This is a genomic window from Pseudomonas sp. FP2294 (assembly GCF_030687625.1).
Lineage (GTDB): Bacteria > Pseudomonadota > Gammaproteobacteria > Pseudomonadales > Pseudomonadaceae > Aquipseudomonas > Aquipseudomonas shahriarae.
The window spans coordinates 721,037-736,144 of record NZ_CP117441.1; the positions used below are offsets into that span (position 1 = coordinate 721,037).

Below are 15,108 nucleotides of genomic sequence, written 5' to 3' on the forward strand. Positions count from 1 at the left end.
GCTGTTTTCCCTGCGTTTTGTGCAAGTGCCAAAGCAGCGACCCAGGTCGCTGCTTTGGCATTCGAGCTCGGGCCCGTCTTAGGACGCGTTGATCAACTGCCGCGCCGCCTGGCTGTGATCGGCGATCAAGGCCTTGAGGTCCATGCCCTCGATTTGCCCGTCGATCACCCGCCACTTGCCGCCCACCATCACCCGGTCTGCCCGGTCCGCGCCGCATAGCAGCAGGGCCGACAGTGGGTCGTGGCTGCCGGAGAAACGCAGCTCATCGAGCTTGAACAGTGCCAGGTCGGCCTGTTTGCCCACCGCCAGCTCGCCAATGTCGCTGCGGCCCAGCAGTTTGGCCGAGCCTTTGGTGGCCCAGCCGAGTACGCCTTCAGGGGTGATTTTTTCCGCGCCATAACGCAGGCGTTGGATGTACAAAGCCTGGCGCGCTTCGAGAATCATGTTGGACGCATCGTTGGAGGCCGAACCGTCCACGCCCAGGCCAATCGGCGCGCCGGCGGCGATCAGGTCCAGGGTCGGACAGATGCCGGAGGCCAGGCGCATATTGGAGCTTGGGCAATGGCAGATACCGGTGCCGGCCGCGCCCAGGCGGGCGATTTCATCCGGGTTGAAGTGAATGCCATGGGCCAGCCAGGTGCGGGGGCCGAGCCAGCCGACGCTGTCGAGGTAGTCCACGGTGCGCAGGCCGAAGCGCTGCAGGCAGAAGTCTTCTTCGTCGAGGGTTTCGGCCAGGTGGGTGTGCAGGCGCACATCGAGTTGGTTGGCCAGTTCGGCGCTGGCGCTCATGATTTCGGGGGTGACCGAAAATGGCGAGCAAGGCGCCAGGGCAATCTGGATCTGCGCACCGTCGCCGCGCTCGTGGTAGCGCTGGATCAGGCGTTGGCTGTCTTCAAGGATCACTTCGCCCTGCTGCACGGTCTGCTGCGGTGGCAGCCCGCCGTCGGCTTCGCCCAGGCTCATGGAACCGCGGGTGAGCATGGCGCGCATGCCCAGTTCGCGCACGCTGTCGACTTGCACGTCGATCGCCTGTTCCAGGCCATCGGGAAACAGGTAGTGGTGATCGGCCGCGGTGGTGCAGCCGGAGAGCAGCAGCTCGGCGAGGGCGACTTTGCTGGCCAGCGCGAGTTTTTCCGGGGTCAGGCGCGCCCACACCGGGTACAGGGTTTTCAGCCAGGGGAACAACGGCTGGTTGACCACCGGCGCCCAGGCGCGGGTCAGGGTTTGGTAGAAGTGATGGTGGGTGTTGATCAGGCCGGGAAGCACCACGTGCTCGCGGGCGTCGAAGGTTTGTTCGCAGGCGATGCTCGGTTGCTGGCCGAGGGCGAGCACTTCGACGATCACACCGTCTTGCAGCACCAGGCCGCCACGGGCGTCCAGGGTGTTGGCAGTGAAAATCGCGAGAGGGTTTTTTAACCAGATACGGGTCGCAGGCATTGGCCGGCTCCTCTGAATGATGGGTTCAGGTTTGCCAGCTCAGTGTTGCCCTGTCTGCTGATCCAGGGTCGCCGGTAAGGGCGAGGTGGGAAGTTTACGTGGAGTGAGCGGTGGGGTCTATCCACCGCTTATCTGCTGGCTTACCAGGGAATGGTCTGGCCCTTGTAGTTGACGAAGTGATGGCCGCCCTTGCCGGTGTAGGCGTTCACTTGGGCGATCAGGCCGCGCACGCTGGTTTCCACGTCCAGGTCGGCCCCTTCGCCGCCCATATCGGTCTTGACCCAGCCCGGATGCAGCGACAATACGGTCAGCTTCTGCTCGCCCAGTTGCGTCACGAAGCTGTTGGTCATGGAGTTCAGCGCGGCCTTGCTGGCCTTGTACAGCGCAAGGTCCGGCGCGTCGGGCATGGTCACGCTGCCCAGTACCGAACTCATGAACGCCAGCACGCCGCTGCCCTGGCGAATCTGCGGGGCAAAGCGCTGGGCCAGGTTGATCGGTGCCACAGCATTGGTGAAAAACAGTTGGCCGACTTCGGCCTGGGTGGCATGGCCCGGGGTCTGGTTGGCCGGGCCCTTGACGCCGGCGTTGACGAACAGCAGGTCGAAGGTCTGGGCTTTCAGGCGCTGGTTCAAGGCGATGACGGCCTGTTGGTCGTCCATGTCCAGTTGCTCGATCTGTACCGGGCCGAGGGCTTTGAGGGCGTCGGCTTTTTGCGGGTTGCGCACGGTGGCGGTGACTTGCCAGCCGTCAGCCAGCAATTGCTTGACCAGGCCAAGGCCCAGCCCGCGCGAGGCGCCGATGATCAATGCGGTTTTTGGCGTAGACATGAAGGCTTCCTATGGCATCGAGGTTCAGTGAACAACCTTATCAGGTTCAGCGTTGCAGCAGGATTCGTCCGCGGCTCAGGTCGGCCAACTGGGTTTGCAAGGTGTCGATATGGGCTTCGCCGAGGGCCAGTTGTAGCTCCACGCCATTGGCGGTGAAGGTTTCTTCTACCACCAGGCCGCCCAGTTCGGCGACACGCAGCTTGACCAGGGGCAGTTCAGCAAAGCCGCAGGCGCAGCTCAACGGCACACGGCTGATCAGCTCGATACGCTCGGCGTTTTGCAGGCATTTATTCGCGCCACCGCCATACGCCCGGGCCAGGCCGCCGGTACCCAGTTGGATGCCGCCGTACCAGCGGACCACCAGCACCACGACCTGATCGAACCCCTGGGCCTCGATGGCAGCCAGGATCGGTCGCCCAGCAGTGCCGCCGGGTTCGCCGTCGTCGTTGCTGCGGTATTGCCCACCGAGTTTCCAGGCCCAGCAGTTATGTGTGGCGTTGAGGTCGCTGTGCTGCTCGATAAACCCCTGGGCGTCTTGCGGGCTGCTAATCGGCGCGGCATAGGTGATGAAGCGGCTTTTGCGGATTTCTTCGCGAAATTCGCAAAAGCCCGTAAGGGTGAAAGGCATTGAGTCGCTTCGTTCAGAGGGCCGGCTTGATGCCACAGCCTTTGAGAATAATGTGGATAAGGTTGTTACCCGCGTCTTCCATATCCTGCTTGGTCAGCTTGGTACGGCCGGTCACGCGGCAGATCTGGGTGGCAAAGTCAGCGTAATGCTGAGTGCTGCCCCACAGCAGGAAGATCAAGTGTACCGGATCGACAGGGTCCATCTTGCCGGCATCTATCCAGGCCTGGAACACGGCGGCGCGGCCGCTGAACCAGGTGCGGTAGTCCTGGCTGAAATATTCGGTAAGGCATTCGCCGCCGCTGATGATCTCCATGGCGAAGATCCGCGAGGCCTGTGGCTGGCGTCGCGAGTATTCCATCTTGGTGCGGATGTAGCGGGTCAGTGCTTCGGCGGGATCATCCTCGGCGGTCAGGGTGTTGAAGGTGCTGTCCCACAGCTCGAGGATATTGCTCAGTACCGCGATATACAGCCCCAGCTTATTGGTGAAGTAGTAATGCAGGTTGGCCTTCGGCAGCCCGGCGCTCGCGGCGATGGTGTTCATGCTGGTGCCTTTGTAGCCATGCCGGGCGAATTCGTCTTCGGCGGCCTGGATGATCGCTTGTTCGTTCTTTTGCCGAATGCGGCTGGCGGGTTTTCCGGCGTGGCTGTTGTGGGCAGGAACTTCGAGGCTCATGGAGGTTTCCGTGCAGATCGATGAATGCGATTGCTGCACAGATAACCCACCCTCAAGCCTCAGACAAGTCCCGATACGATAAAAGCGTCAAAGCGGTTCCAGCGTATCGCTTTCCAGGGCTGGATTTGCGGCAGGTGTTGCGGCCTTGGATTCCGGCAGGAGCAGGCACAACACGATTGCCGTCAGCCCGCCGCTGGTGATGGCCGAATCGAACAGGTTCTGCACCAGGGTTGGCATCAGGTGCAACAGGTTCGGTTGCGCCGCGATGCCCAGGCCGACCCCGAACGAGGTGGCGATGATCAGCATGCTGCGCCGATCCAGCGGGGCCTGGGCCAGGATGCGCACGCCGGCGGCGGCAACACTGCCGAACATTACCAGGGTCGCGCCACCCAGCACGGGTTTGGGGATTTGCTGCAAGACTGCACCAATCAGTGGAAACAATCCGAGACAGAACAGCACCACGCCGATGTACAGGCCCACATAGCGGCTGGCGACGCCGGTCAACTGGATCACCCCGTTGTTCTGGGCAAAGGTGGTGTTGGGGAAGGCACTGAAGGTGGCAGCGATCATGCAACTGACGCCATCTCCGAGCACGCCGCCCTTGAGCCGGCTTATATAGGAAGGGCCGCTGATGGGCTGGCGGGCGATCATGCAGTTGGCAGTGAGGTCGCCTACGGTTTCGATACTGCTTATCAGATAAATCAGCGCTACCGGTAGGAAGGCGCTCCAATCGAAACTGAAACCAAAATGGAATGGCGTCGGCAGGCTGATCAAGGGCAGGTCGGGCAGGGGCTGGGGCACCAGCTTGCCGCTGAACCAGGCGGCGACGCTGCCCAGCAGCAGGCCGATGATGATCGCGCTCAGGCGTACCCACGGCGTGTTCGAGCGGTTGAGCAGGATAATCGTCAGCACCACGAACAGGCCCAGGGCCAGGTTGGTCGGCGCGCCAAAGTCCGGCGCATTGAAGCCGCCGCCCAGGTCGGTGATACCTACCTTGATCAGGCTGATGCCAATCAGGGTAATGACAATCCCGGTTACCAGCGGCGTGATGACCCGGCGTAACTGGCCGATAAACCGGCTCAACACGACCTGCACCAACGCGCCGAAAAAACACACGCCGAAGATCATTGCCAGAATGTCTTCCGGGCTGCCGCCACGCTGCTTGACCAGGAAGCCCGCCGACAACACCGCGCCGAGAAAGGCAAAGCTGGTGCCTTGCAGGCAGATCATCCCGGCGCCAATCCCAAATGGCCTACGGGCCTGGATGAAGGTACCGACACCGGAAACCATCAGCGCCATGCTGATCAAGTAGGGCAAGTGGGCGGCCAGGCCCAGGGTCGAACCGATGATCAGCGGCGGGGTGATAATGCCGACGAAGCTGGCGAGTACATGTTGCAGGGCGGCGAGCAGGGCGGGCAATGGTTTGGGGCGGTCGTTGAGGCCGTAGATCAGGTCGCTGGCGCTGGAGGATTCTGGTGGCATGGCATGTGGACTCAGGGCTGACGGTTCATGGTCCCTGTGCCTTGCAAAAAGCTGTCCACTTGCTCAGGTTTTGTATGGGGCCCGTATCAGCGGGTCGCTGCCAGGCTTTCGAGGAAGCTTTCCAGCACCAAATGAGGGCGACGGCCTTTGCGCGTGACCGAAGCCAGGCTTAAATCGTAAAAGCGTGTAGCCGGTTTCAGCGCGCGTAGTCGGCCTTGTTGCACCCATAGGCTGGCGTAGTGGTCGGGCAGGTAGCCGATGAAGCGCCCGGTGAGGATCAGGAAGGCCATGCCTTCGCGGTCGGAAGCGCTGGCGGTGCAGTTGAGCGCTTGATAGTGGGCCTGGATCTCGGCGGGCAGGCGGAAGGTCGGCGCGATGGCGTCCTGGCTATTGATGCGCAGGTCGTCCAGTTGTTTGTTTTCGGCGTAGAACAGCGGATGACCCACCGCGCAGTAGAGCAGCGAGCGCTCGCTATACAGCGGTTGGTATTCCAGGCCCGACAGCGCGCTGGCCTGGGGCACCACGCCGACATGCAGGCGCCCGTCGAGCACACCTTGTTCCACTTCGTTGGGGGCGATCATGCGGATCTGGATCTGCACGTCGGGACCGCGCTCTTTCAACTGCGCCAATGCATGGGTGATGCGCATATGGGGCAGGGTCACCAGGTTATCGGTCAGGCCGATGGTCAATTCGCCGCGCAGGTGTTGGTGCAGGCCGTTGACCTCGGTGCGGAAACTTTCCAGCGCGCTTAGTAGTTGCAGTGCCGATTGGTAGACCTCGCGGCCTTCTTCCGTCAGTGAGAAGCCGGCGCGCCCGCGTTGGCACAGGCGCAGGCCCAGGCGTTGTTCCAGGTCGCTCATTTGCTGGCTGATGGCGGAACGGCCGATGCCCAGCACGGTTTCTGCCGCCGAGAAGCCGCCGCACTCCACCACGCTGCGGAAGATGCGCAGCAAACGGATATCGAAGTCGCTGACTTGGGCCAGTGGATCGGGTCGGCGGCTGATCATAGTTTAGTAAAGGCCTGACTGAAGGTTAGAAGAGTTGCATTTCTTAGACTTTATCTCCGTGGCAATTTAGCTGCAACAACGCTTTTCAATCCCGACGCTGCCTTTTGCCCTGCGAGGTTTTGCTGATGAACATGCCCGAAAACGCCCCATCCACCCTGGCCAGCCAATTGAAACTGGATGCCCACTGGATGCCTTACACCGCCAACCGTAACTTCCAGCGCGACCCGCGTCTGATCGTGGGGGCCGAAGGCAGTTGGTTGATCGATGACAAGGGGCGCCGGGTCTATGACTCGTTGTCGGGCCTGTGGACCTGCGGCGCAGGGCACACGCGCAAGGAAATCCAGGAAGCGGTCGCCAAGCAATTGGGCACCCTGGACTACTCGCCGGGCTTCCAATACGGTCATCCTTTGTCCTTCCAGTTGGCAGAAAAGATTACCGACCTGACCCCAGGTAACCTGAATCACGTGTTCTTCACCGACTCCGGCTCCGAGTGCGCCGATACGGCGGTGAAGATGGTGCGTGCGTACTGGCGCCTAAAGGGCCAGGCGACCAAGACCAAGATGATTGGTCGTGCCCGTGGGTATCACGGGGTAAACATCGCCGGCACCAGCCTGGGCGGCGTCAACGGTAACCGCAAGATTTTTGGCCAGGCGATGATGGATGTCGATCACCTGCCGCACACCCTGCTGGCGAGCAATGCCTTCTCCCGCGGTATGCCGGAGCAGGGCGGTATTGCCTTGGCTGACGAGTTGCTCAAGCTGATCGAGTTGCATGATGCGTCGAATATCGCTGCGGTGTTCGTTGAGCCGATGGCGGGCTCCGCTGGCGTGCTCGTGCCGCCGCAGGGTTATCTCAAGCGCCTGCGTGAAATTTGTGATCAGCACAATATCCTGCTGGTGTTCGACGAAGTGATTACCGGCTTTGGTCGTACCGGCTCGATGTTCGGCGCAGACAGCTTCGGCGTGACCCCAGACCTGATGTGCATCGCCAAGCAAGTCACCAACGGTGCGATCCCGATGGGGGCAGTGATTGCCAGCAGCGAGATTTATCAGACCTTCATGAACCAGGCGACGCCTGAGTATGCGGTGGAATTCCCACACGGCTATACCTACTCGGCGCACCCGGTAGCGTGCGCGGCGGGGCTGGCGGCATTGGATCTGTTGCAGAAGGAAAACCTGGTGCAGAGCGTGGCTGAAGTCGCGCCGCACTTTGAGAATGCGCTGCATGGCCTCAAGGGCAGCAAGAACGTGATCGACATCCGTAACTACGGCCTGGCCGGTGCGATCCAGATTGCACCGCGTGATGGGGATGCCATCGTGCGTCCATTCGAGGCGGGCATGGCGTTGTGGAAGGCTGGGTTCTATGTGCGCTTTGGCGGCGACACCCTGCAGTTCGGCCCAACCTTCAACAGCAAGCCGCAGGACCTGGATCGCTTGTTCGATGCGGTCGGCGAAGTGCTGAACAAGATCGACTGATTTCTTCTTCTATATAGAACAACTGTCGGGCGCGACACGTGTCGCGCCTGTGGACAACTTTTCAGGAGCCTTGCATGAGCCTTATCCAGCATTTGATCAACGGCGAATTGGTCAACGACAGCGGTCGTAGTGCCGATGTGTACAACCCGTCCACCGGCCAGGTGATTCACCAGGTGCCATTGGCCAGCCGTGAAACCATTCAACAAGCCATCGACTCGGCCAAGGCGGCGTTCCCGGCCTGGCGCAACACACCACCGGCCAAGCGTGCCCAGGTGATGTTTCGTTTCAAGCAATTGCTGGAGCAGAACGAAGCACGCATCTCCCAGTTGATCAGCGAAGAGCATGGCAAGACCCTGGAAGACGCTGCCGGCGAGCTGAAGCGCGGGATTGAGAACGTCGAGTACGCGTGCTCGGCACCGGAAATCCTCAAGGGCGAATACAGCCGCAACGTCGGCCCGAACATTGATGCCTGGTCCGATTTCCAGCCGTTGGGCGTAGTGGCAGGTATTACGCCGTTCAACTTCCCGGCCATGGTGCCGCTGTGGATGTATCCGCTGGCCATCGTCTGCGGTAACTGCTTCATCCTCAAGCCATCAGAGCGCGACCCAAGCTCGACGCTGCTGATTGCCCAGTTGTTGCAGGAAGCCGGTTTGCCCAAAGGCGTGCTGAGCGTGGTGCATGGTGACAAGGGGGCGGTGGATGCGCTGATCGAGGCGCCTGAGGTCAAGGCCTTGAGTTTTGTCGGTTCGACGCCGATTGCCGAGTACATCTATTCCGAAGCGACTAAGCGCGGCAAGCGTGTACAGGCGCTGGGCGGGGCGAAGAACCACGCGGTGCTGATGCCGGATGCGGATCTGGATAACGCGGTCAGTGCCTTGATGGGCGCAGCCTACGGTTCCTGCGGCGAGCGTTGCATGGCGATCTCGGTGGCCGTGTGTGTAGGTGATCAGGTGGCGGATGCTCTGATCGCCAAGCTGGTGCCGCAGGTCAAGGCGCTGAAAATTGGTGCGGGTACTTCCTGTGGCCTGGACATGGGGCCGCTGGTTTCTGCGCAGGCGCGGGACAAGGTCAGTGGCTATATAGAAGACGGTGTGTCTTCGGGTGCTGAGCTGGTGGTCGATGGGCGTGGCCTGAGCGTCAGTGGCCATGAGGACGGTTTCTTCCTCGGTGGCTGCCTGTTTGATCGCGTGACACCTGAAATGCGCATCTATAAAGAAGAGATCTTTGGCCCAGTGCTGTGCATCGTCCGGGTGAACAGCCTGGAAGCGGCGATGCAACTGATCAATGACCATGAATATGGCAACGGCACCTGCATCTTTACCCGTGACGGTGAAGCGGCGCGGTTGTTCTGTGACGAGATTGAAGTGGGCATGGTGGGGGTCAACGTTCCATTGCCGGTGCCGGTGGCGTATCACAGCTTTGGTGGCTGGAAGCGTTCGCTGTTTGGCGACTTGCACGCTTACGGGCCGGATGGGGTGCGGTTCTATACCCGTCGCAAGGCGATCACTCAGCGTTGGCCGCAGCGTGCTAGCCATGAAGCGTCGCAGTTCGCGTTCCCTAGTTTGTAAGGTTGCATTAATAGAAAGCCGGCCCTTGGGGGCCGGCTTTCGCGTTTTCGGGGCTTTTTTGACCGATATGACAGAATTGTGAAAATAGGGGTTGACGGCAGATTCTGGAAGTCTATAATTCGCCCCACTTCCGGCGCAGTCGAAACGGAAAACTCCTTGGTAAACAAAGAGTTATGCAGAATTCGACAGCGAGTTGCTTCAGTTCATCGAAGCCCAGAAGGAGTTGGTAGAGCAGTGTTGTTTGGCTCTATTAACGTTTCGATCCTCTCGGTCGAAAGCGGAGAAAAAGAGGTGTTGACAGCAGCGTGTAACGCTGTAGAATTCGCCTCCCGCTAACGAGAGATCGGAAGCGCAAGTGGTTGAAGTTGTTGAGGAAATCCTCGAAAACTTCTGAAAATAATCACTTGACAGCAAATGAGGCTGCTGTAGAATGCGCGCCTCGGTTGAGACGAAAGATCTTAACCAACCGCTCTTTAACAACTGAATCAAGCAATTCGTGTGGGTGCTTGTGGGGTCAGACTGATAGTCAACAAGATTATCAGCATCACAAGTTACTCCGCGAGAAATCAAAGATGTAACCAACGATTGCTGAGCCAAGTTTAGGGTTTCTTAAAAACCCAAAGATGTTTGAACTGAAGAGTTTGATCATGGCTCAGATTGAACGCTGGCGGCAGGCCTAACACATGCAAGTCGAGCGGTAGAGAGAAGCTTGCTTCTCTTGAGAGCGGCGGACGGGTGAGTAATGCCTAGGAATCTGCCTGGTAGTGGGGGATAACGTTCGGAAACGGACGCTAATACCGCATACGTCCTACGGGAGAAAGCAGGGGACCTTCGGGCCTTGCGCTATCAGATGAGCCTAGGTCGGATTAGCTAGTTGGTGGGGTAATGGCTCACCAAGGCGACGATCCGTAACTGGTCTGAGAGGATGATCAGTCACACTGGAACTGAGACACGGTCCAGACTCCTACGGGAGGCAGCAGTGGGGAATATTGGACAATGGGCGAAAGCCTGATCCAGCCATGCCGCGTGTGTGAAGAAGGTCTTCGGATTGTAAAGCACTTTAAGTTGGGAGGAAGGGTTGTAGATTAATACTCTGCAATTTTGACGTTACCGACAGAATAAGCACCGGCTAACTCTGTGCCAGCAGCCGCGGTAATACAGAGGGTGCAAGCGTTAATCGGAATTACTGGGCGTAAAGCGCGCGTAGGTGGTTAGTTAAGTTGGATGTGAAATCCCCGGGCTCAACCTGGGAACTGCATTCAAAACTGACTGACTAGAGTATGGTAGAGGGTGGTGGAATTTCCTGTGTAGCGGTGAAATGCGTAGATATAGGAAGGAACACCAGTGGCGAAGGCGACCACCTGGACTGATACTGACACTGAGGTGCGAAAGCGTGGGGAGCAAACAGGATTAGATACCCTGGTAGTCCACGCCGTAAACGATGTCAACTAGCCGTTGGGAGCCTTGAGCTCTTAGTGGCGCAGCTAACGCATTAAGTTGACCGCCTGGGGAGTACGGCCGCAAGGTTAAAACTCAAATGAATTGACGGGGGCCCGCACAAGCGGTGGAGCATGTGGTTTAATTCGAAGCAACGCGAAGAACCTTACCAGGCCTTGACATCCAATGAACTTTCTAGAGATAGATTGGTGCCTTCGGGAACATTGAGACAGGTGCTGCATGGCTGTCGTCAGCTCGTGTCGTGAGATGTTGGGTTAAGTCCCGTAACGAGCGCAACCCTTGTCCTTAGTTACCAGCACGTAATGGTGGGCACTCTAAGGAGACTGCCGGTGACAAACCGGAGGAAGGTGGGGATGACGTCAAGTCATCATGGCCCTTACGGCCTGGGCTACACACGTGCTACAATGGTCGGTACAGAGGGTTGCCAAGCCGCGAGGTGGAGCTAATCCCACAAAACCGATCGTAGTCCGGATCGCAGTCTGCAACTCGACTGCGTGAAGTCGGAATCGCTAGTAATCGCGAATCAGAATGTCGCGGTGAATACGTTCCCGGGCCTTGTACACACCGCCCGTCACACCATGGGAGTGGGTTGCACCAGAAGTAGCTAGTCTAACCTTCGGGAGGACGGTTACCACGGTGTGATTCATGACTGGGGTGAAGTCGTAACAAGGTAGCCGTAGGGGAACCTGCGGCTGGATCACCTCCTTAATCGACGACATCAGCTGCTCCATAAGTTCCCACACGAATTGCTTGATTCATTGAAGAAGACGAAAGAAGCAGCCCGAAATTGGGTCTGTAGCTCAGTTGGTTAGAGCGCACCCCTGATAAGGGTGAGGTCGGCAGTTCGAATCTGCCCAGACCCACCAATTTTGTGTGGGAAACGCCTGTAGAAATACGGGGCCATAGCTCAGCTGGGAGAGCGCCTGCCTTGCACGCAGGAGGTCAACGGTTCGATCCCGTTTGGCTCCACCACTACTGCTTCTGTCTGTATAAAGCTTAGAAATGAGCATTCCATCGATGTGATGGTGAATGTTGATTTCTAGTCTTTGACTAGTTCGTTCTTTAAAAATTTGGGTATGTGATAGAAAGATAGACTGAACGTTACTTTCACTGGTAACGGATCAGGCTAAGGTAAAATTTGTGAGTTACTCAAATTGAGTATTATCGAATTTTCGGCGAATGTCGTCTTCACAGTATAACCAGATTGCTTGGGGTTATATGGTCAAGTGAAGAAGCGCATACGGTGGATGCCTTGGCAGTCAGAGGCGATGAAAGACGTGGTAGCCTGCGAAAAGCTTCGGGGAGTCGGCAAACAGACTTTGATCCGGAGATGTCTGAATGGGGGAACCCAGCCATCATAAGATGGTTATCTTAAGCTGAATACATAGGCTTAAGAGGCGAACCAGGGGAACTGAAACATCTAAGTACCCTGAGGAAAAGAAATCAACCGAGATTCCCTTAGTAGTGGCGAGCGAACGGGGACTAGCCCTTAAGTGGCTTTGAGATTAGCGGAACGCTCTGGAAAGTGCGGCCATAGTGGGTGATAGCCCTGTACGCGAAAATCTCTTAGTCATGAAATCGAGTAGGACGGAGCACGAGAAACTTTGTCTGAATATGGGGGGACCATCCTCCAAGGCTAAATACTACTGACTGACCGATAGTGAACTAGTACCGTGAGGGAAAGGCGAAAAGAACCCCGGAGAGGGGAGTGAAATAGATCCTGAAACCGTATGCGTACAAGCAGTGGGAGCCCACTTTGTTGGGTGACTGCGTACCTTTTGTATAATGGGTCAGCGACTTATTTTCAGTGGCGAGCTTAACCGAATAGGGGAGGCGTAGCGAAAGCGAGTCTTAATAGGGCGTCTAGTCGCTGGGAATAGACCCGAAACCGGGCGATCTATCCATGGGCAGGTTGAAGGTTGGGTAACACTAACTGGAGGACCGAACCGACTACCGTTGAAAAGTTAGCGGATGACCTGTGGATCGGAGTGAAAGGCTAATCAAGCTCGGAGATAGCTGGTTCTCCTCGAAAGCTATTTAGGTAGCGCCTCATGTATCACTGTAGGGGGTAGAGCACTGTTTCGGCTAGGGGGTCATCCCGACTTACCAAACCGATGCAAACTCCGAATACCTACAAGTGCCGAGCATGGGAGACACACGGCGGGTGCTAACGTCCGTCGTGAAAAGGGAAACAACCCAGACCGTCAGCTAAGGTCCCAAAGTTATGGTTAAGTGGGAAACGATGTGGGAAGGCTTAGACAGCTAGGAGGTTGGCTTAGAAGCAGCCACCCTTTAAAGAAAGCGTAATAGCTCACTAGTCGAGTCGGCCTGCGCGGAAGATGTAACGGGGCTCAAACCATACACCGAAGCTACGGGTATCATCTTAGGATGATGCGGTAGAGGAGCGTTCTGTAAGCCTGTGAAGGTGAGTTGAGAAGCTTGCTGGAGGTATCAGAAGTGCGAATGCTGACATGAGTAACGACAATGGGTGTGAAAAACACCCACGCCGAAAGACCAAGGTTTCCTGCGCAACGTTAATCGACGCAGGGTTAGTCGGTCCCTAAGGCGAGGCTGAAAAGCGTAGTCGATGGAAAACAGGTTAATATTCCTGTACTTCTGGTTATTGCGATGGAGGGACGGAGAAGGCTAGGCCAGCTTGGCGTTGGTTGTCCAAGTTTAAGGTGGTAGGCTGGAATCTTAGGTAAATCCGGGATTCTAAGGCCGAGAGCTGATGACGAGTCATCTTTTAGATGACGAAGTGGTTGATGCCATGCTTCCAAGAAAAGCTTCTAAGCTTCAGGTAACCAGGAACCGTACCCCAAACCGACACAGGTGGTTGGGTAGAGAATACCAAGGCGCTTGAGAGAACTCGGGTGAAGGAACTAGGCAAAATGGCACCGTAACTTCGGGAGAAGGTGCGCCGGTGAGGGTGAAGGACTTGCTCCGTAAGCTCATGCCGGTCGAAGATACCAGGCCGCTGCGACTGTTTATTAAAAACACAGCACTCTGCAAACACGAAAGTGGACGTATAGGGTGTGACGCCTGCCCGGTGCCGGAAGGTTAATTGATGGGGTTAGCTAACGCGAAGCTCTTGATCGAAGCCCCGGTAAACGGCGGCCGTAACTATAACGGTCCTAAGGTAGCGAAATTCCTTGTCGGGTAAGTTCCGACCTGCACGAATGGCGTAACGATGGCGGCGCTGTCTCCACCCGAGACTCAGTGAAATTGAAATCGCTGTGAAGATGCAGTGTATCCGCGGCTAGACGGAAAGACCCCGTGAACCTTTACTATAGCTTTGCACTGGACTTTGAATTTGCTTGTGTAGGATAGGTGGGAGGCTTTGAAGCGTGGACGCCAGTTCGCGTGGAGCCAACCTTGAAATACCACCCTGGCAACTTTGAGGTTCTAACTCAGGTCCGTTATCCGGATCGAGGACAGTGTATGGTGGGTAGTTTGACTGGGGCGGTCTCCTCCTAAAGAGTAACGGAGGAGTACGAAGGTGCGCTCAGACCGGTCGGAAATCGGTCGTAGAGTATAAAGGCAAAAGCGCGCTTGACTGCGAGACAGACACGTCGAGCAGGTACGAAAGTAGGTCTTAGTGATCCGGTGGTTCTGTATGGAAGGGCCATCGCTCAACGGATAAAAGGTACTCCGGGGATAACAGGCTGATACCGCCCAAGAGTTCATATCGACGGCGGTGTTTGGCACCTCGATGTCGGCTCATCACATCCTGGGGCTGAAGCCGGTCCCAAGGGTATGGCTGTTCGCCATTTAAAGTGGTACGCGAGCTGGGTTTAGAACGTCGTGAGACAGTTCGGTCCCTATCTGCCGTGGACGTTTGAGATTTGAGAGGGGCTGCTCCTAGTACGAGAGGACCGGAGTGGACGAACCTCTGGTGTTCCGGTTGTCACGCCAGTGGCATTGCCGGGTAGCTATGTTCGGAATAGATAACCGCTGAAAGCATCTAAGCGGGAAACTAGCCTCAAGATGAGATCTCACTGGAACCTTGAGTTCCCTAAAGGGCCGTCGAAGACTACGACGTTGATAGGTTGGGTGTGTAAGCGCTGTGAGGCGTTGAGCTAACCAATACTAATTGCCCGTGAGGCTTGACCATATAACACCCAAGCAATTTGACTACTCTTGACTTGGAAACAAGCAAAAGCATCAGATTGCGGTGTGTGAAGACGAAATGAACCGAAAGTTCGAATCTCACAAAATACCGAAAGCTGTCACATACCCAATTTGCTGAAGCGAGACCATCTGGTCACGACTCAGTACCCGAATTTCTTGACGACCATAGAGCATTGGAACCACCTGATCCCATCCCGAACTCAGTAGTGAAACGATGCATCGCCGATGGTAGTGTGGGGTTTCCCCATGTGAGAGTAGGTCATCGTCAAGATTAAATTCCGAAACCCCAATTGCGAAAGCAGTTGGGGTTTTGTTTTGGGCGGGCGAAAAGCGCTGAGGCGATTTGGCGCGCAGTCCAACTCCGCCTGTAACGCCCTTCAATGCTAAAGTCGCTCCCTCGATTTTGCTTTTCCCAAGGAAGC

Annotated in this window: 8 protein-coding genes, 2 tRNA genes and 3 rRNA genes; 7 read left to right on the forward strand and 6 right to left on the reverse strand. The window is 57.1% G+C overall.

Going from position 1 to position 15,108, the window contains the following annotated elements; genetic code table 11:
- Positions 1 to 78 precede the first annotated feature (78 nt).
- The 6 genes from PSH73_RS03095 to PSH73_RS03120 all read right to left on the reverse strand — a co-directional run bounded on the left by PSH73_RS03095 (position 79) and on the right by PSH73_RS03120 (position 6,054).
- Complete coding sequence (locus PSH73_RS03095; protein WP_057958250.1) at positions 79 to 1,437, reverse strand: 8-oxoguanine deaminase; 1,359 nt, start codon at positions 1,435 to 1,437, stop codon at positions 79 to 81.
- Positions 1,438 to 1,577: 140 nt separating this feature from the next.
- The gene (locus PSH73_RS03100; protein ID WP_057437656.1) at positions 1,578 to 2,264 is read right to left on the reverse strand and encodes an SDR family oxidoreductase; all 687 of its coding nucleotides are present in this window, start codon (positions 2,262 to 2,264) and stop codon (positions 1,578 to 1,580) included.
- 46 nt (positions 2,265 to 2,310) lie between these two features.
- Positions 2,311 to 2,892, reverse strand: a complete 582-nt coding sequence (locus PSH73_RS03105) for a YigZ family protein (RefSeq protein WP_057437658.1) — start codon at positions 2,890 to 2,892, stop codon at positions 2,311 to 2,313.
- Between the two features lie 13 nt (positions 2,893 to 2,905).
- The gene (locus tag PSH73_RS03110) at positions 2,906 to 3,565 is read right to left on the reverse strand and encodes a TetR/AcrR family transcriptional regulator (RefSeq protein ID WP_057437660.1); all 660 of its coding nucleotides are present in this window, start codon (positions 3,563 to 3,565) and stop codon (positions 2,906 to 2,908) included.
- 87 nt (positions 3,566 to 3,652) lie between these two features.
- Entirely contained in the window at positions 3,653 to 5,047 is a 1,395-nt protein-coding gene (locus PSH73_RS03115) for a uracil-xanthine permease family protein (protein ID WP_057958251.1), read from the reverse strand.
- Between the two features lie 86 nt (positions 5,048 to 5,133).
- On the reverse strand, positions 5,134 to 6,054 hold the full coding sequence (locus tag PSH73_RS03120) for a LysR family transcriptional regulator (RefSeq protein ID WP_305461905.1): 921 nt from the start codon (positions 6,052 to 6,054) through the stop codon (positions 5,134 to 5,136).
- Between the two features lie 125 nt (positions 6,055 to 6,179).
- On the opposite strand from PSH73_RS03120, the gene PSH73_RS03125 reads away from it, so the two are divergent.
- The 7 genes from PSH73_RS03125 to rrf all read left to right on the forward strand — a co-directional run bounded on the left by PSH73_RS03125 (position 6,180) and on the right by rrf (position 14,957).
- Positions 6,180 to 7,529, forward strand: coding sequence for an aspartate aminotransferase family protein (locus PSH73_RS03125; RefSeq protein ID WP_128593780.1), 1,350 nt, complete (start codon positions 6,180 to 6,182; stop codon positions 7,527 to 7,529).
- A gap of 74 nt (positions 7,530 to 7,603) precedes the next feature.
- Positions 7,604 to 9,097 carry a CoA-acylating methylmalonate-semialdehyde dehydrogenase gene (locus PSH73_RS03130; protein ID WP_057958254.1) on the forward strand — a complete coding sequence of 498 codons (1,494 nt, stop codon included), beginning with the start codon at positions 7,604 to 7,606 and terminating at the stop codon, positions 9,095 to 9,097.
- A gap of 629 nt (positions 9,098 to 9,726) precedes the next feature.
- Positions 9,727 to 11,263, forward strand: a 16S ribosomal RNA gene (locus PSH73_RS03135).
- Positions 11,264 to 11,344: 81 nt separating this feature from the next.
- Positions 11,345 to 11,421: transfer RNA gene (locus tag PSH73_RS03140), tRNA-Ile, on the forward strand.
- 30 nt (positions 11,422 to 11,451) lie between these two features.
- Positions 11,452 to 11,527: transfer RNA gene (locus tag PSH73_RS03145), tRNA-Ala, on the forward strand.
- A 248-nt stretch (positions 11,528 to 11,775) separates the two neighbouring features.
- A 23S ribosomal RNA gene (locus PSH73_RS03150) occupies positions 11,776 to 14,669 on the forward strand.
- A 172-nt stretch (positions 14,670 to 14,841) separates the two neighbouring features.
- A 5S ribosomal RNA gene (rrf, locus tag PSH73_RS03155) occupies positions 14,842 to 14,957 on the forward strand.
- The 16S, 23S and 5S rRNA genes sit together here with 2 tRNA genes alongside, the layout of an rRNA operon.
- Positions 14,958 to 15,108: the final 151 nt, after the last annotated feature.